The organism is Stenotrophomonas sp. GD03930, assembly GCF_029839665.1.
GTDB lineage: Bacteria > Pseudomonadota > Gammaproteobacteria > Xanthomonadales > Xanthomonadaceae > Stenotrophomonas > Stenotrophomonas forensis.
On record NZ_JAOCAV010000001.1, the window covers coordinates 1 to 18,972 of the forward strand.

Consider the following 18,972-nt stretch of genomic DNA (forward strand, 5'->3'; position numbering starts at 1 on the left):
CGGCTGGGCCGGTCTGGGGGTTTACGGCGTGTCCTGCCAGCCCACACCGCCCCGCCATCCCACGGAATGTCGCTGTCGCTGTTGCTGTTGCTGTTGCTGTTGCTGTTGCTGTTGCCGCTGAGGTTGCCGGCCAGCGGCCGGCACTACCACGGGTGCAGGGCGCAGCCCTGCCGATACCCCTCAACGGCGGCGGCGCTTGCGGTCCACGTACAGGGTCTTGGCGATGCTCAACACGATGCCGACCGCGATACCCACCACGCAGCCCAGCAGCAGGTTGTCGGCACCCAGGCCTACCCCTACGCCCACCACGGTGGCGATGACCATCTCAACGGTGTGGGAAATCGGTTCGGGCTTCGGGGGGGACATGCGGGCTCCAGCGTCAGTTCGGTGCTTCGGAAGGGGCCGACGGCCCGGAAACGACGAAGCCGGGTTGCCCCGGCCTCGTCTGGTGTCACGTGCAGCGGGCCGTCAGTGCGATTCGGCCGGGCCTGCGATCGGCGGCAGCGGACGGGCGTCGCCGCCCTTGTCGTTGCCACCATCCTTGTTCGACTTGTTCCAGCCGGCCGGCGGCGGCGGATCGCGGCCTTCCATGATGGCGTCGATCTGCGGCGCGTCGATGGTCTCGTACTGCAGCAGCAGCTGCGACATCGCGTGCAGCTTGTCGAGGTTGGCGGTCATCAGCTCGGTGGTGCGTGCGTAGGCCTCATCAAGGATGTTGCGCACTTCCTCGTCGATGCGGCGCGCGGTGTCGTTGGACACGCTCTTGTGCTGGGTGACCGAGCGGCCCAGGAACACCTCGTCGTCCTCTTCGCCATAGGCGATCGGACCGAGCTGGTCGGACAGGCCCCACTTGGTGACCATGTTGCGGGCCATCTTGGTGGCGCGCTCGATATCGTTGGAGGCGCCCGTGGTGACCTTGTCGGCACCGAAGATCAGTTCCTCGGCGACGCGGCCACCGTACAGCGAGCACAGCTGCGACTTGATCGCCACGCGGTTCATCGAGTACTTGTCGCCCTCCGGCAGGTACATGGTCACGCCCAGCGCACGACCGCGCGGAATGATGGTGACCTTGTAGACCGGGTCATGCTCGGGCACCAGGCGGCCGACGATGGCGTGACCGGCTTCGTGGTAGGCGGTGAGGGTCTTCTCCTCCTCGCTCATGGCCATCGAGCGGCGCTCGGCACCCATCAGGATCTTGTCGCGGGCACGGTCGAAGTGGTCCATGCGGACTTCCTTCTCGTTGCCACGTGCGGCGAACAGCGCCGCCTCGTTGCAGAGGTTGGCCAGATCGGCACCGGAGAAGCCCGGGGTACCGCGCGCGATCACCATCGGCTCGACGTCGTCGGCCAGCGGCAGCTTGCGCATGTGCACCTTCAGGATGTGCTCGCGGCCCTTCACGTCCGGCAGGCCCACCACGACCTGGCGGTCGAAACGGCCCGGACGCAGCAACGCCGGGTCCAGCACGTCCGGACGGTTGGTCGCGGCGATCACGATCACGCCCTCGCCACCCTCGAAGCCGTCCATTTCGACCAGCAGCTGGTTCAGGGTCTGCTCGCGCTCGTCATGACCGCCGCCCAGGCCGGCACCACGGTGGCGACCGACGGCGTCGATTTCGTCGATGAAGATGATGCACGGGGCGTGCTTCTTGGCCTGCTCGAACATGTCGCGCACGCGGCTGGCGCCGACGCCGACGAACATTTCCACAAAGTCCGAACCGGAGATCGAGAAGAACGGCACCTTGGCTTCGCCGGCGATGGCCTTGGCCAGCAGCGTCTTGCCGGTACCGGGCGGGCCCACCATCAGCACGCCGCGCGGAATCTTGCCGCCCAGCTTGGTGAACTTGGACGGGTCGCGCAGGAAGTCGACCAGCTCGCCCACTTCCTCCTTGGCCTCGTCGCAGCCGGCGACGTCGGCGAAGGTGACCTTGATCTGGTCTTCGCCCTGCAGCTTGGCGCGCGACTTGCCGAAGGACATCGCGCCCTTGGCACCGCCGCCACCGCCCTGCATCTGGCGCATGATGAACAACCAGAAGCCGATGATCAGGATGACCGGCAGGAAATTCATCAGGATCGCGCCCAGGGAGATGCCGCTGGACGGCTCTTCCTGCACGATCTCCACGTTCTTGGTGCGCAGCACGTTGATCAGGTCACGATCGAACGGCGCGGTGATGGTGGACGATTGCCCACCGCGGGTGGTGTAGGTCAGCTGGCTGGTGCCGCCGCGCATGTCGCCGCCGAAGGCGACCTTCTGCACGTTGCCGCTGTCCACCTGGTCCAGGAACTGCGAGTACGACGCACCCTGCGCCCCGGCCCCGGAGGTCTTGGGCGAGAAGCTCTGGAAGACCACCATCAGCACGACGGCGACGACCACCCATAGCAGGAGGTTCTTGGTCAAGTCGTTCATCCTCATTGGCTCCGGTGTTCCTCTTAGTGCTGGCGTTGCGTTGGGGTCGAACTTGCGTACGTTGCGAGCTTACTTCATGTGGGCGCGTTTTCCCTGACCCAAGGCATACACCTCGGGAGAGCGCTTGCGCGAGGCTTCCGGCTTGCGGATGGAGACCTTGTCGTACCTGCGGCGCATTTCGCGCACATAGTCGTCAAAGCCTTCGCCCTGGAACAGCTTGATCAGGAATGCCCCACCGGTCTTCAGGTGGTTGTCGGCAAAATCCAGGGCCAGCTCCGCCAGGTGCATCATCCGCGGCTGGTCGACCGCGCCCACACCACTCTTATTGGGGGCCATGTCCGACAGCACAAGGTCTACCGGCTGATCCCCGAGCATGGCTTCAAACTGAGATAGGACGGCTTCTTCCCTGAAGTCACCATGAAGGAACTCCACGCCAGCCAGCGGCGGCATGTCCAGGATGTCCAGCGCCAGCACGCGGCCGGTGTCGCCGATCTGTCTCCTGACCTGCTGAGACCAGCCTCCCGGGGCCGCTCCCAGGTCGACCACGACCATGTGCGGCTTCAGCAACCGGTCACGTTCGAGCAGTTCTTCGAGCTTGTAGGCAGCGCGCGAGCGCATGCCTTCGGCCTGCGCCTTCTTCACGAAGGGGTCGGAGAAGTGTTCCTTGAGCCAGCGCTGGCTGCTTTTGCTGCGGGTTGCCATTGAAAATAGGGGCTGATGGGGTGCTCATGATACCCTGATCGCCCCATTCAACCGTCTTTTCCTGCATGTCCATCGCCCTGACCGCCTCCCAGACCCGTTTCCTGCGCGGCCAAGCCCACGACCTGAAGGCCCTGCTGCAGACCGGCGGCAAGGGCGTGACCCCGGCCTTCATCGCTGAGCTGAACGAAGTGCTGGAGCGCCATGAGCTGGTCAAGGTGAAGGTCGCTGCCGAGGACCGCGACGCCCGTGACATGATGATCGGCGAGATCGTCGCAGCCACCGAAAGCGCGCTGGTGCAGCGCATCGGCCACGTTGCCGTGCTGTACCGCCCGAGCAGGGAACAGCGCCAGATCGTGCTGCCGCGCGGCTGATCGCCCACTGCCATGCAGCTGAACCACGAACCGCCTGATTACGCCTACAGCCTGCGCGCCGCCGACGGCCGCTCGGCGCGGGTCAACGACCAGGCGCTGGGCAGCAGCTTCTTCCTGACCCCGGACCAGCTGGTCGAGCACTGGCCGGTGAAGCAGGCCGCCGAGCTGCAGCTGGCCGACCTGGAGCCGATCCTGGCACTGAACCCGGCGCTGATCGTGCTTGGCACCGGCGACCGCCAGGTGTTCCCGCCGGCCGTGGTGATGGCCGCCTGCCTGTCGCGCGGCATCGGCCTGGAAGTGATGAACAATCCGGCCGCCGCACGCACCTTCAACATCCTGGCCGCCGAAGGCCGCAAGGTCGCCGCCGCCTTCATCCTGGAAGGCTGAGTTCGAGTCGCCGGGTGCGCCCCGGCGCTAGCTGCCCGAAGCTGTGCAGCGGAAGGCCGAGAACGCCTTGAGCCGGCCAATCAGGTTGCCACCCTGCCCCCAGCGGATATCCATGACCTTCCAGTCGCGGTCCTGCCGCTGCAGCAGGACCCGGTCGGTCCAGCGATAGTCGCCTACGGCCATGTCAACGCGGATCCAGGTGGCGTCACCGCTCGATGCGGGCATTCCTACGGATATCGTTTCCGGCCGATCCGGTGCCAGCAGATACGGGCTCTGGTCGAGCATGTGCGGCTTTTCGTCGCGCGCGGCCAGCGCGCTGCAGGCCCGCTCGTAAGCGCGCTGAGCATCAATCGCTGAACGCAGGGCATCGCCCAGCAGCGGCGGAATGGCCGTTTCGTTCGACTCCGGTGCCTGGATGGCGTCGTAGAGACGGGTAACCACGTCACGCGGATCGCTGGCGGCGGTCGCCAATGGCGCGACGATGAGCAGCACGAGAGCGGAAGCAAAGCGGAACATGGGGCACCGGGGCGAATGGGACCACTCAAGAATGCCGGGTATTCCATCCGTCGTGAAGGCGAGCCTGCAACACACAAGATCGCAAGTGACCGCATCTCTACGCTACCCGAGTCGAGCATGGCTCGACGCTACAGGTCAGGAAGGCCGGGCATTGCCCGGCGCTACCCGATCCAACGGCGATCAGCGCGCCGGCAGGTACTGCTGCGGGTCGACCGGCTTGCCGTTGTAGCGAATCTCGAAGTGGACCATGTCGCGGTTCGCGCCGGTGCGGCCCATCTCGGCGATCTGTTCACCCGCCTTCACGCTCTGGCCTTCATTCACCAGGCGCTTGCGGTTGTGGCCATAGGCCGACAGCCATTGGTCGCTGTGCTTGATGATGATCAGCTCGCCGTAGCCGACCAGGCCGGCGCCGGAATACACCACCACGCCATTGGCCGTGGCCTTCACCGGTTGGCCGCTGGTGCCGGCGATGTCGACGCCCTGCTTGGTCGCGTCGCCGGCCACGTAACGGCCAACGATCGCGCCATCGGCCGGCCAGCGCCAGGCGATGTTGCTCTTCACCGGACCCGCCGGTGCGGTGGTCGGCGCGGTGCTGCCGGCACTGCTGCCACCGGAACGCGGGGCGGTGACCACCGTGGTCGGCGCGCGGCCGCCACTGACACCAGCCGGATACAGCCGGATCACCTGGCCCGGATGGATCGTCGAGGGGTTGTCCAGGCTGTTCCAGGCGATCAGGTCGGCCGGAGTGATGTCGTGGATGCGGGCCAGCGCATAGATGGTGTCACCCTTTCGCACGACCACGGTCTGCCCCGGCTTGGGCACCGAGGTCTTTGGCGTGGTCACGCCCCCGCTGCTGCCGCCGCCACCGGGGCGGACCACAGTCGCGGTGCCACAGGCGGCCAGGGTGGAAACCAGCAACGCCAGCGCGCCTATGCGCACTCCCTTGCTCAGACGATCAGGACTCATGCGAACTTCGACCTCCATACAAGCCAAGCGATCAGCACCACCACCAACGCGGTGGCGATCCAGCCCAGCGGTTCAATCCAGCGGCGCAGCGCCGCTTCGGCACGCGCGCCACCGATCCGGATGACCGCGGCCAGCACGTACACGCGCTTGCCACGACCGATCAGCATGCTCAGCAGGTACTGCGGCATCGGTACGCCGACGATACCCGATGCCCACGTGAAGACCTTCATCGGGATCGGCATGAAGCCGCCCAGCACCAGGAAGGTGAACACCGCCCACGGCGATTCGGCCATCTTTGCCTGCACGGTGGTGATGCCCTGCTCGATCGCTGGCAGCATGCCCATCGCCTCGAACAGCGGCTTGATCGCCTCGAAGGCGAAATGGCCCAATGCATAGCCGATCAGTGCGCCGACCATCGAGCCGGCCAGGCTGAGGGTGGCAAACCACCAGCCGCGTTTGGGCTGGGCCACGCACATCGGCGCCAGCATCACCTCCGGCATCACCGGGAAGATGATCGCCTCGAAGAAACTCAACACCGTCAGGTAGGTCGGCGCGCGTTCGTGCGCCGCCCACTTCATCGCCCGCTCGTACAGCGGCCCGAAAATCTTCATGCAACCCTGCTCCGTGGATTAGTCGAGCATGCCAGACAGCAGCGGCACGAAGGTGACCGGCGCCAGCACGCGTTGTTCGATGCTGCCGTCAGCCTTGCGGTCCAGCTGTACCAGCGACTGCGCTCCGGGGCCGCCGACCGGTGCCACCAACCGGCCGCCCTCGGCCAGCTGTTCGACCAGTGCGTCAACCAGTGCCGGCGCCGCAGCAGTGACCACGATGGCATCGAACGGGCCGTGCTCGGCCCAGCCGACGCGGCCGTCGTCATGCTTGGTGCGGATGTTCATGCCCAGCGCCCGGAAGCGCTTGCGCGCCTGCCGCAGCAGGTCTCCGATGCGCTCCACGGTGTAGACCTCCAGGCCCAGCGCGCCGAGGATGGCCGCCTGGTAGCCGGAACCCGTACCGACCTCCAGCACCCGCTTCGGCGCACCCTGCAGCACCGCCTCGGTCATCCGCGCCACGACCCACGGCTGCGAAATGGTCTGCCCGTGGCCGATCGGCAGCGCGGTGTCTTCGTAGGCGCGCGAGGCCAGCGCCTCGTCGATGAACAGATGGCGCGGCACCACCCGGATCGCATTCAAGGTGGGCTCGTCGACGATGCCGGCCTCGCGCAGGCGATCGACCAGGCGATCACGCACGCGCTGCGAGGTCATGCCGATGCCGACAGCTTCCGGCTGCAATCGCAGGCGTGGACTCATGCCGGCCGGTCCAGCGCGGCACTGAGGCCGCCGACCCAGCTGGCCACCTTCTCCAGCGCCTGGTAGCGGGTCAGGTCGACCTGGATCGGGGTGATCGAGATATGCCCGGTGCGCACCGCATGGAAGTCGGTGCCAGGGCCGGAGTCCTGCTCGCGACCAGCCGGGCCGATCCAGTACACCTCGTTGCCGCGCGGGTCCTTCTGCGCGATGCAGCCTTCGGCGCGATGGCGGTTGCCGAGCCGGGTGACTTCAAAGCCCTTGACCTCGTTCCACGGCAGGTCAGGCACATTGACGTTGAGGATGGTGTCGGCCGGCAGCGGATCGGCCTTGAGCCGGGCGACGATTTCCACCGCGGCACGCGCGGCGGTCTCGAAGTGCTTCGGATCGTGGTTGCGGCTGACCAGCGAGACCGCCACTGCCGGCAGGCCGAGGAAGCGACCTTCCATTGCCGCCGAGACGGTGCCGGAATAGATCACGTCATCGCCCAGGTTGGCGGCGTTGTTGATGCCGGACACGACAATGTCGGGCTCGAACTCCAGCAGGCCGGTCAGCGCCAGGTGCACGCAGTCGGTCGGCGTACCGGCCACCGAAACGGTGTAATGGTCGATGCGCTTGAGGCGGATCGGCAGGTCCAGGGTGAGCGAGTTGCTGGCGCCGGAGCGATCGCGGTCGGGTGCGACCACCGTGACTTCGTGGCCTGCCTCGCGCAGCACCGAGGCCAGCATCCGGATGCCTGCGGCGTCGACGCCGTCGTCGTTACTGACCAGGATTCGCATCTTCGATTTAACCGCTTGATTTTCCAAGAATTCGATTCCGTCACCGTGCAGTGTGGGCGGGACCGCCGTACTCCCCTGCGGAAGCCGTCGACCCTGCAAGGGCATCGTCTATTGTGCCGCATGCGAGCCGCGGGTCCTACCCTGCCGGCAGTCAGGGCCGACATCGAACCGTCATAGGCAGACCTGCGCCGGCGGTTTACCCTGTGCGCATGTCGCACCCTGAAGACGAAGATCCGGCCGCCCTGTTCCGTGCGGCCATCGGCGAAGTGACGCCGCTGCGCAAGGATGCCGAACCGGCCCCGGCCGCGCCGCGGCCCAAGCCGCGCGCGCGCATGGCCGAACGTGACGAGGCCGAAGCGGCTGGCGAATTCGCCCGGCTGCTGCGCGACAGCTCGCCACTGGAAGCCGGCGATGTGGCCAGCTATCGGCGCGACAACCTGCCGCCGCGCCTGTTCCAGCGGCTGAAGCGTGGCCAGTATTCGGTGCAGGACGAACTGGACCTGCATGGCGCCACCGCCGCGCAGGCAGAGTCGCTGCTGCGCCAGTTCCTGCTGGAGGCGCATGCTCACGAATATGGTTGCGTACGCATCATCCACGGCAAGGGCCTGCAGTCCGATGGCGGCGCGCCGGTGCTGAAGAATCTGGTCGATCGCCATCTGCGCCTGCGCAACGATGTGCTGGCGTTCCATTCGGCACCGACCGGGCAAGGCGGTACCGGCGCGGTGCTGGTGCTGCTGGCGCGCAGATGAAAAATGGGACGGAGGGGATTAAGTCGTTTGAGGCACAAACGACTTAATTCCCTCCGTCCCCTTTTTTCGGTCAGGCCTGCGAGGCGTCTTCGACCGGGCCGAGTTCGTGCAGCACTGCGGTGGCGTAGCAGCCTGGCGGCAGTGCGAACGACAGTTCCAGCACGTCATCGGCCAGCCACACGTGCTGCAGCAACGCCGGACGCAGGCGCAGCGCGCGGCGCTCCTGTTTCAGGCGTGCGTCTTCCAGGCCGGCCCGCAGCGCTTTCGATTCCTCGTCGTCCAGCGCTGCCAATTCGAGCTCACGTGCAGCGTCGGTGCTGCGCAGCTCGCCCTCGCCCCACAGCGGTGCGCTGGGATGGATGTCGAAGCGCGCCAGGCGTTCGGCCAGTACATCGGTATAGGGCTCGGGGCCGAACACGCTGCGGCTGCCGTCCAGCATCCACACTTCGCCGTCCAGCGGCTGGTCCCAGCTGCCCTGCTCCACGCGCGCGGCCAGCACGCGGTTGAACAGTGCGGAACGGGCAGCCGACAGCAGCAGCGAACGCTGGTCCTTGCGCATGCGACGGCCACCGAACATCGCCAGGGCCGCAGGCACGTTGCCGCCGTCGCGGCCGAAGCGCTGCTCACCGAACCAGTTCGGCAGGCCGCGCTCGGCAATCTGCTGCAGGCGTTCGCTGATCGCTGCACGATCCCCCTTCACGTCGCGCAGCACCAGCTTGAAGCGGTTGCCGGCCAGTGCGCCGCGCTGCAGCTTGCGGTTGTGCCAGGTGGCGTCGAGCACTTCAATCTCATCACTGGCCAGCGCGGCGAGATCCGGCGCGATGCGTTTGGGCAGGTGCACGCTGAAGCGCTGGGTGGTGACGGCGTGGCGATCCTTCATGCCGGCATAGCTGACCGCCATTTCCGGCAGGCCAGCCCACGCCGCCAGCAGCTTGGCCACGTGCACGGTATTGGCACCGCGCTTGCGGATGTGCAGCAGCAGGTGCTCGCCTTCACCCGTGGCCTCGAAGGCCGGCAGTTCGTCGACCTGGAAATCGTCCGGCGTGGTGCGGATGCGTGCGGTGAGCAGCGGCGCACCGAACGCCAGCGGTACCGGAATCATGCCGCCACCAGCAGCACCACCGCCTGAGCAGCGATGCCCTCACCGCGGCCGGTGAAGCCGAGCTTTTCCGAGGTGGTGGCCTTGACGCTGACCGCGTCCAGCGGCAGCTGCAGCAGCCCGCCGATGCGCTCGCGCATCGCCAGCGCATGCGGTCCAACCTTGGGTCGCTCGCAGATCACGGTGATGTCGGTGTTGCCGACGCGCCAGCCGCGCTCGCGCAGCAGGCCGTCGCAGTGGCGCACGAACTCACTGCTGTCGGCGCCCTTCCAGCGATCATCACTCGGGGGGAAGTGCTGGCCGATGTCACCCAGCGCCAGCGCGCCGAGCATGGCATCGCACAGGGCATGCAGGATCACGTCGCCGTCGCTGTGCGCGAGCACGCCACAGCTGTGCGGTACGTTCACGCCGCCAAGCATGATGTGATCGCCTTCACCGAAGGCATGGACGTCGTAGCCCTGGCCGATGCGGACGGGCGGGAACGGTGCGGTGCTCATGGATACAACCCTTGCTGCAGGGCCGCGAGGGCAATCAGCCGGCGCGGCGGGAAAGTACGAATTCGAACCGGTCCAGATCGGCCGGGGTGGTGACCTTGAAGTTGTCCTCGCTGCCTTCCACCAGCAGCGGGCGCTGGCCCTGGCGCTCCATGGCCATGGCCTCGTCGGTGACCTCGACACCGGCGGCCGCAGCCTCGGACAGCGCACGGCTGAGCTGGTGGCGACGGAACAGCTGCGGGGTCAACGCACGCCACAGCCGTTCGCGCGGCTCGGTGCCATCGATGCCACCATCGTCGCCCGCACGCTTCAGCGTGTCGCGCACCGGCGCGGCCAGGATCGCGCCGACCGGATCGGCACGGCCCACCTCAAGCAGGCGACCGAGATCGGCCAGCGACAGGTTCGGCCGCGCGGCGTCGTGGACCAGCACGAACTCATCGGCGCGCACCGACTCCGGCAGCGCCTGCAACCCGGCCAGCACCGAAGCGGCGCGGGTCGCGCCACCGATGCAGGTCAGCACCGGCTTGCCCGCCCACTCGTTCCAGCCCGGCCAGTCGGCGTCGTCCTGCCCGACCACCACCATTGCCCCGGCCACGGCCGGATGCGCCAGCAGCGCGTCCAGGGTGTGGGCGAGCAGGATCTGCCCGCCCGCCTGCAGGTACTGCTTGGGTAGTGGCGCGCCAAAGCGGGTGCCTCGGCCGGCGGCCGGAACCACCACCCAGATCGCCGCGCTCACGGCACGTCCGCCGGATGTTCGGCGGCCTGGGCATTGGCACCTGCCGCAGACTGCGCCGGTGCAACCGGCGCATCTTCGACCACGCGGTAGAACTTCTCGCCGGGCTTGATCATGCCCAGTTCGCTACGCGCGCGTTCCTCGATGGCGGACTGGCCTTCCTTGAGGTCCTTCACTTCGGCAGCAAGCGCATCGTTGCGCTGCTGCAGGCCCTCATTGTCCCGCTCCTGGTTGGCGACCTGCGCTTCGAGCATCATCACTTCACCCGAATTGCCCGGACCGAACCAGAAGCGGTACTGCAGCCAGCCCAGCAGCAGGGCCAGCACCAGCAGCATCCAGCGCCAGTCGCGCATCGGCTCAGCGCTTCAGCGAAACGAACGCGTCACGACCGGCGTAACGCGCGCCGGCACCAAGGGCTTCCTCGATGCGCAGCAGCTGGTTGTACTTGGCCACGCGATCGCTGCGGCACAGCGAGCCGGTCTTGATCTGGGTGGCGGTGGTGGCCACCGAGATGTCGGCGATGGTGGTGTCTTCGGTTTCGCCCGAACGGTGCGAGACCACGGCGGCATAGCCGGCACGGTCGGCCATGGCGATCGCTTCCAGGGTTTCGCTGAGGGTGCCGATCTGGTTGACCTTGATCAGGATCGCGTTGGCGGTGCCTGAGTCGATGCCTTCCTGGAAAATCTTCGGGTTGGTCACGAACAGGTCGTCACCGACCAGCTGCACCTTCTTGCCGATGCGATCGGTCAGCAGCTTCCAGCCGGCCCAGTCGTTCTCGGCCAGGCCATCTTCGATGGTGATGATCGGGTACTGCGCGGCCCAGTCGGCGAGGAAGTCGACGAACTGCTCGGAGGTCAGTCGCTTGTTCTCGCCAACCAGGTTGTACTTGCCGTTCTCGAAGAATTCGCTGGAGGCCACGTCCAGGCCCAGCAGCACGTCTTCACCGGCGGTATAGCCGGCCTTGCCGATCGCTTCGAGGATGGTGTCGAGCGCTTCGACGTTGCTGCGGAAGTCCGGTGCGAAGCCGCCTTCATCGCCGACCGCCGTGCTCAGGCCGTGGCCCTTCAGCACCGACTTCAGCGAATGGAAGATCTCGGTGCCGGCACGCAGCGCTTCGGAGAACGAGGTGAAGCCCACCGGCAGCACCATGAATTCCTGGAAGTCGACGTTGTTGTCGGCATGCGCGCCGCCGTTGATGATGTTCATCATCGGCACCGGCAGCGACGGGGTCACGCCGGTCTTGGCGGCGAGGTACTGCCACAGCGCCTGCTTGTTCGAAGCGGCGGCAGCGTGCGCGGCAGCCATCGAAACACCCAGCAGCGCGTTCGCACCCAGGCGACCCTTGTTCTCGGTGCCGTCGAGGTCGATCAGGCGACGGTCGAGGCCGGCCTGGTCGGTGGCTTCAAAACCCTTCAGCGCGTTGGCAATGGCGCCGTTGACGTTGTCGACGGCCTTGCGCACGCCCTTGCCCAGGTAACGGGTCTTGTCGCCGTCACGCAGCTCGACCGCTTCCTTGGTGCCGGTCGAGGCGCCGGAGGGAACCGCGGCACGACCGAACGAACCGTCCTCCAGGATGACTTCGGCTTCCAGCGTGGGATTGCCACGGCTGTCGAGGATTTCACGGGCGTGGATGCTGCGGATCGTACTCATGGTCGGGCCGGTTACCTGTATGGAGAGGGGGCGACAAAACGAATGCCGCGTGATTATCCCCGGCTGCCCGCCACTTGCCAAATGGCCTGATCGGCATCAGCCCCAGCTGGACCCGATCACGATCAGGACCAGCGACAGCAGCATCACCAGCAGCGCACCGGCAATGGCTGCCCAGATGGGTCCACGCTGCCGTCGCCAGGCCAGCACCATCGCCACCAGACTGCCGACGAACGACAGGCCGAGCATGACCAGAGCGGCCAGAATCCAGTACTGCATGGCCCGCATGCCGTGGTTGCCGTCACCCGGCGAACCGAAGCTGGCCGCAAAGGCCAGCACGCCCAACAGGAGGGACGCCCACGCAAGCACCGACAGCCCCAGCGCGATCAGGCCCCAGGGCCAACCGCGCGCCGACGCACTCGTATTCATCAAAGAAGACCGTAGAACAGGGCGCCCAGCCACAGCGACAGCAGGATGACCGCCAGGCCCGCCGCTACCTTGCCGCGATTCAGCCGCCAGGCCAGTACGGCGGACACGGCGCCGCCCACGGCAGCCAGCAGCTCTGCCACCATCAATGCCATGAAATATGCGCGCAGATTGATGGCGCTGCCGCCATCACCGGGCGGTCGTACCGACGCGGCGCCGATCAGCACCAGGCCGAACATGCCCACCGTGAACAGCACCGCCAGGCCGAGTGCGATCAAGCCCCACGGCCATTGCTTCCAGTGCCGACGGTGACGCTGGGCCTCCAGCGCCACCCACGGGTCGCGACTCACGCGAAGCGCGAGAAGCCGTGCTTCTTGGTCACCGCATCGAGCTCCATCAGGGTCTCGAGCAGGGCTTCCATCTGATCCAGCGGCCACGCATTGGGGCCATCGGACAGAGCCTTGGACGGATCCGGATGGGTTTCGGCGAACAGGCCGGAGATACCCACCGCCACCGCCGCACGGGCCAGCACCGGCACGTGCTCGCGCTGGCCGCCCGAACTGGTGCCCTGGCCGCCTGGCAGCTGCACCGAATGGGTGGCATCGAACACCACCGGGCAACCGGTGTCGCGCATCACCGCCAGCGAACGCATGTCGCTGACCAGGTTGTTGTAGCCGAAGCTGGCGCCGCGCTCGCAGACCATGATCTGCTCGTTGCCGGTGGCTTTGGCCTTTTCCACGACCGGCTTCATGTCCCACGGCGCCAGGAACTGGCCCTTCTTGATGTTGACCGGCTTGCCGGCCGAGCACACCTTGCGGATGAAGTCGGTCTGGCGGACCAGGAACGCCGGGGTCTGCAGCACATCCACCACCGAGGCCACTTCGTCCATCGGGGTGTATTCGTGGACGTCGGTCAGCACCGGCACGCCGATCTGCTTCTTCACCTCGGCCAGCACCTTCAGGCCCTCTTCCATGCCCGGGCCGCGGAAGGCGGTGCCCGAAGTGCGGTTGGCCTTGTCGAAGCTGGACTTGAAGATGAAGTTGACGCCGAGACGGTCGGTGATCTCCTTCAGCTTGCCGGCGGTATCGAGCTGCAGCTGCATCGACTCGATCACGCAGGGGCCCGCGATCAGGAACAGGGGCTGGTCCAGCCCGACCTCGAATCCACACAGTTTCATGGCGTTTCCTTGTTGTCCGCAGCACCGGCCATGCCGGTGCGCTGGGGGTTGAAGCATGCAGGATGGGGGCCGAAGCCCCCATTCACAAGTCAGGCGCGCACTTCGGAAAGCAGCTTGCCGCCCGCCTTGCGTTCGCGCGCGGCACGGATGAAACCGATGAACAGCGGGTGGCCGTCACGCGGCGTGGACAGGAACTCCGGGTGCGCCTGGCACGCCAGGAACCACGGGTGCGCATCGCGCGCCAGCTCGACCACTTCCACCAGGGTGTCGTCCATCGACTTGCCGGCGATCACCAGGCCCGCGTCTTCCAGCTGGGTGCGGTACCGGTTGTTGAACTCGTAACGGTGGCGATGGCGCTCGGCGACCACATCCTTGCCGTACAGCTCACGGGCCAGCGTGCCCGGCTTCAGGCGCTGTTCCTGCAGGCCCAGGCGCATGGTGCCGCCCAGGTCGCTCTTGTCGTCACGCTTCTCGACATCGCCGGTAGCGGTGCGCCATTCGGTGATTTGGCCGATCACCGGGTTCGGCGACTGGCGATCGTTCTCGGTGCTGTTGGCGCCTTCCAGGCCGACCACGTTGCGGGCGTAATCAACAACCGCCGCCTGCATGCCATAGCAGATGCCGAAGTACGGTACCTGCTGCTCGCGGGCAAACTTCGAAGTCAGCACCTTGCCTTCGAAACCACGGTCGCCGAAGCCACCCGGCACCAGGATGCCGTCTACGTCTGCCAGCGCGGCCATGTCGGTGCCTTCCAGGTCCTGGGCTTCCAGCCACTTCAGGTTGACCTTGGTGCGCTGGCGCAGGCCACCGTGCTTGAGCGCCTCGCCCACCGACTTGTAGGCATCCTGGTGGTCGACGTACTTGCCGACCACGGCGATGGTCACTTCGTCCAGCGGGTGCAGGGTCGCGTCGACCGCGTCCTCCCACATCGACAGGTCGACCGGACCGGCCTTGTCGGCCAGCTTCAGCTGGTTGACGACGATCTCGTCCAGGCCCTGCGCGTGCAGGCCGGACGGAATGCGATACAGCACGTCCACGTCCGGCACGCTGATCACGGCGCGTTCGGAGACGTTGGTGAACTGCGCGATCTTGCGGCGCTCCGAATCCGGCACAGCCTGTTCGGAACGGCACAGCAGCACGTCCGGCTGGATGCCGATCGAGCGCAGTTCCTTCACCGAGTGCTGGGTCGGCTTGGTCTTCAGCTCGCCGGCGGCGCCGATGTACGGCACCAGGGTGAGGTGCATGAACAGCGCCTTCTCCGGGCCGCGCTCGGTGCGCACCTGGCGGATCGCCTCCAGGAACGGCAGCGATTCGATGTCGCCCACGGTGCCGCCGATCTCGACCAGCGCCACGTCATAGCCTTCGGTGGCTTCGTCGATGCAGCGGCGGATCTCGTCGGTGATGTGCGGAATGACCTGCACGGTGGCGCCCAGGTAGTCGCCGCGGCGCTCCTTGCGGATCACGTTCTCGTAGATGCGGCCGGTGGTGACCGAGTTCTTGCGGCTCAGGCGGGTGCGTACGAAGCGCTCGTAGTGGCCCAGGTCGAGGTCGGTCTCGGCGCCGTCATCGGTGACGTACACCTCACCGTGCTGGAACGGGCTCATGGTGCCCGGGTCGACGTTGATGTACGGGTCGAGCTTCATCATCGTGACCTTCAGGCCACGGGCTTCGAGAATGGCGGCCAGTGACGCCGCGGCAATGCCTTTGCCGAGCGAGGACACCACGCCGCCGGTTACGAAAATCAAGGGAGTCATGGCTGCAAGCATCCTGTCTGGAAATGGAAAACGGCAGCACCACGCGCGCCCGGAGGGCGGGCATGGAGCCTGAAGGGGGTTTTCCGGTTCGCTGGGGCAGCGAGGGAGGTGCGGAACCGTGCGGCGGCAGGCGCCGGACGGGGACCACCGTGCGAGGTCGGGGCGGCCGTGCCGGCCCTATCGACCGTCACCTGCGACCCGCATTGCTGGCGACCACGCATGGTCGCGCCAGCCCATTCGCAAAGGGTGGACACGCACTTACTCCCGGAAAGCCGTAGTTTACAGATTGATGGCCGCCAACCCAAGAGGCAGTTGCGGCCATCACCCAAAAGAAACGCCCCGCAGAGCGGGGCGTCGGGGGGCGAATCCCTTGCGGCAAGGGCTTCGGAGGGTGGAAGGATTACTTCTTCTTCCTCGCCTCTTCTTCCTCTTCCTTCTGCGGGGCCGGCTGGCCCTGCGCCTTCATTTCGGCAGTGGCCTGCGCGCGACGCTTGGCCTTGGCATCTGCCTCAGCCTGCGCCTTGTCGGGCTGGTCACCCTGCTGCGGCGCCGGCTGGCCGGCGTTCTGCGCCACCACCAGCGGCACTGCAACGGCGGCAGCGGCCAGGATCGCAATGGTCAGCAACTTCTTCATGAGGTCCTCCTCGCGGTATGGCTTGGACGTTTCGACCCAACCGGGGTCGCCGGCGTTCAGATTCCAGCGGCTGCCATTTTACCCCCTCCCCGGCGCCGAGGCTGAACCGCAGGCGTGCAAAATCGCCGTCCAGACCGCACACTTGCGCGTCGCTCCGCGCTTTGAAGATAGATGAACGCCCGCTATAACGCCGCCGATATTGAAGTCCTGTCCGGCCTTGACCCGGTCAAGCGCCGTCCCGGCATGTATACCGACACCGCGCGCCCGAACCACCTGGCGCAGGAAGTGATCGACAACTCGGTGGACGAGGCCCTGGCCGGCCACGCCCGCTCGATCGAGATCACCCTGTACAAGGACGGCAGCGTGGAGGTCAGCGATGACGGCCGCGGCATGCCGGTGGACATCCACCCGGAAGAGAAGATTCCGGGCGTCGAACTGATCCTTACCCGCCTGCATGCGGGCGGCAAGTTCAGCAACAACAACTACACCTTCTCCGGCGGCCTGCACGGCGTCGGCGTCAGCGTGGTCAACGCGCTGTCGACCCTGGTGGAAGTGCACATCAAGCGCGAAGGCGCCGAACACCGCATCACCTTCCGCAACGGCGACCGCGCCACCCCGCTGGAAGTGGTCGGCAGCGTCGGCAAGAAGAACACCGGTACCCGCGTGCGCTTCTGGCCGGACCCGAAGTACTTCGATACGCCCAAGTTCGCCGTGCGTGCACTGAAGCACCTGCTGCGCGCCAAGGCGGTGCTGTGCCCGGGCCTGACCGTCAAGCTGACCGACGAGGCCACCGGTGAAGTCGATACCTGGTACTACGAGGACGGCCTGCGCGATTACCTGAAGCTGGAACTGGGCGAGCGCGAATCACTGCCGGCCGACCTGTTCGTCGGCAACCTGAAGAAGGACACCGAGGTGGTGGACTGGGCCGTGGCCTGGCTGCCTGAAGGTGAACTGGTACAGGAAAGCTACGTCAACCTGATTCCCACCGCGCAGCACGGCACCCACGTCAACGGCCTGCGTACCGGCCTGACCGAGGCGCTGCGCGAGTTCTGCGACTTCCGCAACCTGCTGCCGCGCGGCGTCAAGCTGGCCCCGGAAGACGTGTGGGACCGCGTGTCGTTCGTGCTGTCGCTGAAGATGACCGACCCGCAGTTCAGCGGACAGACCAAGGAACGCCTGTCTTCGCGCCAGGCCGCCGGCTTCGTCGAGGGCGCGGCCCACGATGCCTTCAGCCTGCTGCTGAACCAGAACGTGGAGCTGGGCGAGAAGATCGCGCAGATCGCCATCGAACGCGCCAGCGCGCGCCTCAAGACCGAGAAGCTGGTCGTCCGCAAGAAGGTCACCCAGGGCCCGGCGCTGCCCGGCAAGCTGGCCGACTGCATCAGCCAGGACCTGTCGCGCACCGAGCTGTTCCTGGTGGAAGGTGACTCGGCAGGCGGTAGCGCGAAGCAGGCCCGCGACAAGGACTTCCAGGCGATCATGCCGTTGCGCGGCAAGATCCTGAATACCTGGGAAGTTTCCTCCAACAGCGTGCTGGCCTCGGAAGAAGTGCACAACCTGGCCATCGCCATCGGTTGCGACCCGGGCAAGGATGACATCAGCGGGCTGCGCTACGGCAAGGTCATCATCCTGGCCGACGCGGACTCCGACGGCCTGCATATCGCCACCCTGCTCACCGCGCTGTTCCTGAAGCACTTCCCGGCGCTGGTCGATGCCGGCCACGTGTTCGTGGCGATGCCGCCGCTGTTCCGCATCGACGTGGGCAAGCAGGTGTTCTACGCCCTGGACGAGGAAGAAAAGCGCTCGATGCTGGACAAGATCGAACGCGAGAAGATCAAGGGCGCCATCAACGTGACCCGCTTCAAGGGCCTGGGCGAGATGAACCCGCCGCAGCTGCGTGAATCCACCATCCACCCGGATACGCGCCGCCTGGTGCAGCTGACCGTGGACGATGGCGAGCAGACCCGCTCGTTGATGGACATGCTGCTGGCCAAGAAGCGCGCGTCTGACCGCAAGGGCTGGCTGGAGACCAAGGGCGACCTGGCTTCGCTGGAAGTCTGACGCCATCCTCTGGTAGTGCCGGCCGCTGGCCGGCAGTCGAGGTTGCCGGCCAGCGGCCGGCACTACCGGTCCCTCCGCTCCGGTGCCATCCGCCCCCATCGGCAAACCCGGCGGCGCCATAATGCGCGTCCATCCGCGTGGACCACCGTATTGGCCAGCCACTCGCAGCTGTTCCCCGGCCTGCCGCTGCACAGCGCGCGGCTGGTGCTGAGCCCGATCCGCCGCGACGACGCTGCCGCGTTGTTCGTACTGCAGTCGGACCCGGACGTGATGCGCTGGTGGAACCACCCGGCCTGGACACGACCGGCCGAGGCGCGCGAACAGATCGATGACGATCTTGCCGCCCATGCCATCGGCACCCAGCTGAAACTGGCCGTGCGCGAATCCATGGACGGCCCGCTGCTCGGCATCTGCGTGGTGTTCGCCGTGGACCGTGACGCCGCGCGCGCCGAGATCGGCTACCTGCTGGCGCCCGACCAGCAGGGCCAGGGCTACATGCACGAGGCGCTGCAGCAGGTGCTGGCCTATCTGTTCCGCACGCTGCGCCTGCATCGGGTCGAAGCCGAGATAGACCCGCGCAATGCGCCCTCGGCACACGTGCTGGAACGGCTGGGCTTCCACCGCGAGGGCGTGCTGCGGCAGCGCTGGCGCATCCAGGGCAAACTGGCCGACTCGGCCGTCTATGGCCTGCTGGCCGACGACGACGCGGCTGCCGCCCTGCCCGCTTGACCCAATCTGGCTGCTGGAGGCTGCAGCCTGCGGCCATGCCT

The 18,972-nt window shown here is 66.7% G+C and carries 23 protein-coding genes; 5 read left to right on the plus strand and 18 right to left on the minus strand.

What is annotated here, in order from left to right:
• Positions 1 to 180 precede the first annotated feature (180 nt).
• The 3 genes from N5C18_RS00005 to rlmE form a co-directional block, all read right to left on the minus strand.
• Positions 181 to 366, minus strand: a complete 186-nt coding sequence (locus tag N5C18_RS00005; protein ID WP_279943514.1) for a hypothetical protein — start codon at positions 364 to 366, stop codon at positions 181 to 183.
• 102 nt (positions 367 to 468) lie between these two features.
• A complete protein-coding gene (gene ftsH, locus N5C18_RS00010; RefSeq protein ID WP_014036751.1) occupies positions 469 to 2,403 on the minus strand; it encodes an ATP-dependent zinc metalloprotease FtsH in 1,935 nt (644 codons plus the stop codon).
• Between the two features lie 69 nt (positions 2,404 to 2,472).
• Positions 2,473 to 3,105 carry a 23S rRNA (uridine(2552)-2'-O)-methyltransferase RlmE gene (gene rlmE / locus N5C18_RS00015; protein WP_006431652.1) on the minus strand — a complete coding sequence of 211 codons (633 nt, stop codon included), beginning with the start codon at positions 3,103 to 3,105 and terminating at the stop codon, positions 2,473 to 2,475.
• A gap of 65 nt (positions 3,106 to 3,170) precedes the next feature.
• Here rlmE and yhbY point away from each other — a divergent pair, with 65 nt between their 5' ends.
• Together yhbY and N5C18_RS00025 are read left to right on the plus strand one after the other, a co-directional pair.
• The gene (gene yhbY / locus N5C18_RS00020) at positions 3,171 to 3,476 is read left to right on the plus strand and encodes a ribosome assembly RNA-binding protein YhbY (protein WP_279943515.1); all 306 of its coding nucleotides are present in this window, start codon (positions 3,171 to 3,173) and stop codon (positions 3,474 to 3,476) included.
• A gap of 12 nt (positions 3,477 to 3,488) precedes the next feature.
• Complete coding sequence (locus N5C18_RS00025) at positions 3,489 to 3,863, plus strand: Mth938-like domain-containing protein (protein WP_053449348.1); 375 nt, start codon at positions 3,489 to 3,491, stop codon at positions 3,861 to 3,863.
• A gap of 27 nt (positions 3,864 to 3,890) precedes the next feature.
• Here the strand turns inward: N5C18_RS00025 and N5C18_RS00030 are convergent, their stop codons facing one another.
• From N5C18_RS00030 to surE, 5 genes are all read right to left on the minus strand, one after another.
• A complete protein-coding gene (locus N5C18_RS00030; RefSeq protein WP_164085885.1) occupies positions 3,891 to 4,379 on the minus strand; it encodes a hypothetical protein in 489 nt (162 codons plus the stop codon).
• 180 nt (positions 4,380 to 4,559) lie between these two features.
• Positions 4,560 to 5,345 (minus strand): peptidoglycan DD-metalloendopeptidase family protein, encoded by a 786-nt coding sequence (locus N5C18_RS00035; protein ID WP_164242675.1) that lies wholly within the window; start codon positions 5,343 to 5,345, stop codon positions 4,560 to 4,562.
• On the minus strand, positions 5,342 to 5,956 hold the full coding sequence (locus N5C18_RS00040; protein ID WP_008268526.1) for a YqaA family protein: 615 nt from the start codon (positions 5,954 to 5,956) through the stop codon (positions 5,342 to 5,344). Before N5C18_RS00040 ends, N5C18_RS00035 begins: the two co-directional genes overlap by 4 nt.
• Before the next feature lie 18 nt (positions 5,957 to 5,974).
• A complete protein-coding gene (locus N5C18_RS00045) occupies positions 5,975 to 6,652 on the minus strand; it encodes a protein-L-isoaspartate(D-aspartate) O-methyltransferase (RefSeq protein ID WP_006431541.1) in 678 nt (225 codons plus the stop codon).
• A complete protein-coding gene (gene surE / locus N5C18_RS00050) occupies positions 6,649 to 7,428 on the minus strand; it encodes a 5'/3'-nucleotidase SurE (RefSeq protein ID WP_008266466.1) in 780 nt (259 codons plus the stop codon). Before surE ends, N5C18_RS00045 begins: the two co-directional genes overlap by 4 nt.
• Positions 7,429 to 7,637: 209 nt before the next feature.
• On the opposite strand from surE, the gene N5C18_RS00055 reads away from it, so the two are divergent.
• Positions 7,638 to 8,177: a Smr/MutS family protein gene (locus N5C18_RS00055; RefSeq protein WP_049458012.1), complete on the plus strand. Its 540-nt coding sequence runs from the start codon at positions 7,638 to 7,640 to the stop codon at positions 8,175 to 8,177.
• 70 nt (positions 8,178 to 8,247) lie between these two features.
• On the opposite strand, the gene truD is transcribed toward N5C18_RS00055, so the two are convergent.
• From truD to N5C18_RS00105, 10 genes are all read right to left on the minus strand, one after another.
• The gene (gene truD / locus N5C18_RS00060) at positions 8,248 to 9,279 is read right to left on the minus strand and encodes a tRNA pseudouridine(13) synthase TruD (protein ID WP_053449345.1); all 1,032 of its coding nucleotides are present in this window, start codon (positions 9,277 to 9,279) and stop codon (positions 8,248 to 8,250) included.
• Positions 9,276 to 9,773, minus strand: coding sequence for a 2-C-methyl-D-erythritol 2,4-cyclodiphosphate synthase (ispF, locus tag N5C18_RS00065; RefSeq protein WP_008268444.1), 498 nt, complete (start codon positions 9,771 to 9,773; stop codon positions 9,276 to 9,278). Before ispF ends, truD begins: the two co-directional genes overlap by 4 nt.
• A gap of 34 nt (positions 9,774 to 9,807) precedes the next feature.
• On the minus strand, positions 9,808 to 10,506 hold the full coding sequence (gene ispD, locus N5C18_RS00070; RefSeq protein ID WP_197564657.1) for a 2-C-methyl-D-erythritol 4-phosphate cytidylyltransferase: 699 nt from the start codon (positions 10,504 to 10,506) through the stop codon (positions 9,808 to 9,810).
• On the minus strand, positions 10,503 to 10,856 hold the full coding sequence (ftsB, locus tag N5C18_RS00075) for a cell division protein FtsB (RefSeq protein ID WP_006431483.1): 354 nt from the start codon (positions 10,854 to 10,856) through the stop codon (positions 10,503 to 10,505). Before ftsB ends, ispD begins: the two co-directional genes overlap by 4 nt.
• A gap of 4 nt (positions 10,857 to 10,860) precedes the next feature.
• Positions 10,861 to 12,153: a phosphopyruvate hydratase gene (gene eno, locus N5C18_RS00080; RefSeq protein WP_008266559.1), complete on the minus strand. Its 1,293-nt coding sequence runs from the start codon at positions 12,151 to 12,153 to the stop codon at positions 10,861 to 10,863.
• A 96-nt stretch (positions 12,154 to 12,249) separates the two neighbouring features.
• The gene (locus N5C18_RS00085; protein ID WP_279943518.1) at positions 12,250 to 12,579 is read right to left on the minus strand and encodes a hypothetical protein; all 330 of its coding nucleotides are present in this window, start codon (positions 12,577 to 12,579) and stop codon (positions 12,250 to 12,252) included.
• Positions 12,579 to 12,926, minus strand: a complete 348-nt coding sequence (locus N5C18_RS00090) for a hypothetical protein (RefSeq protein WP_279943519.1) — start codon at positions 12,924 to 12,926, stop codon at positions 12,579 to 12,581. The genes N5C18_RS00085 and N5C18_RS00090 overlap by 1 nt, the downstream gene beginning before the upstream one ends.
• Positions 12,923 to 13,753 carry a 3-deoxy-8-phosphooctulonate synthase gene (gene kdsA / locus N5C18_RS00095; RefSeq protein ID WP_006431480.1) on the minus strand — a complete coding sequence of 277 codons (831 nt, stop codon included), beginning with the start codon at positions 13,751 to 13,753 and terminating at the stop codon, positions 12,923 to 12,925. The genes N5C18_RS00090 and kdsA overlap by 4 nt, the downstream gene beginning before the upstream one ends.
• A gap of 89 nt (positions 13,754 to 13,842) precedes the next feature.
• Positions 13,843 to 15,507 (minus strand): CTP synthase, encoded by a 1,665-nt coding sequence (locus N5C18_RS00100; protein ID WP_279943520.1) that lies wholly within the window; start codon positions 15,505 to 15,507, stop codon positions 13,843 to 13,845.
• A 400-nt stretch (positions 15,508 to 15,907) separates the two neighbouring features.
• Entirely contained in the window at positions 15,908 to 16,141 is a 234-nt protein-coding gene (locus N5C18_RS00105) for a hypothetical protein (protein WP_279943522.1), read from the minus strand.
• Between the two features lie 171 nt (positions 16,142 to 16,312).
• On the opposite strand from N5C18_RS00105, the gene parE reads away from it, so the two are divergent.
• Together parE and N5C18_RS00115 are read left to right on the plus strand one after the other, a co-directional pair.
• Positions 16,313 to 18,202, plus strand: coding sequence for a DNA topoisomerase IV subunit B (gene parE, locus N5C18_RS00110; protein WP_006431439.1), 1,890 nt, complete (start codon positions 16,313 to 16,315; stop codon positions 18,200 to 18,202).
• A gap of 150 nt (positions 18,203 to 18,352) precedes the next feature.
• Positions 18,353 to 18,931, plus strand: a complete 579-nt coding sequence (locus N5C18_RS00115) for a GNAT family N-acetyltransferase (protein WP_279943523.1) — start codon at positions 18,353 to 18,355, stop codon at positions 18,929 to 18,931.
• Positions 18,932 to 18,972: the final 41 nt, after the last annotated feature.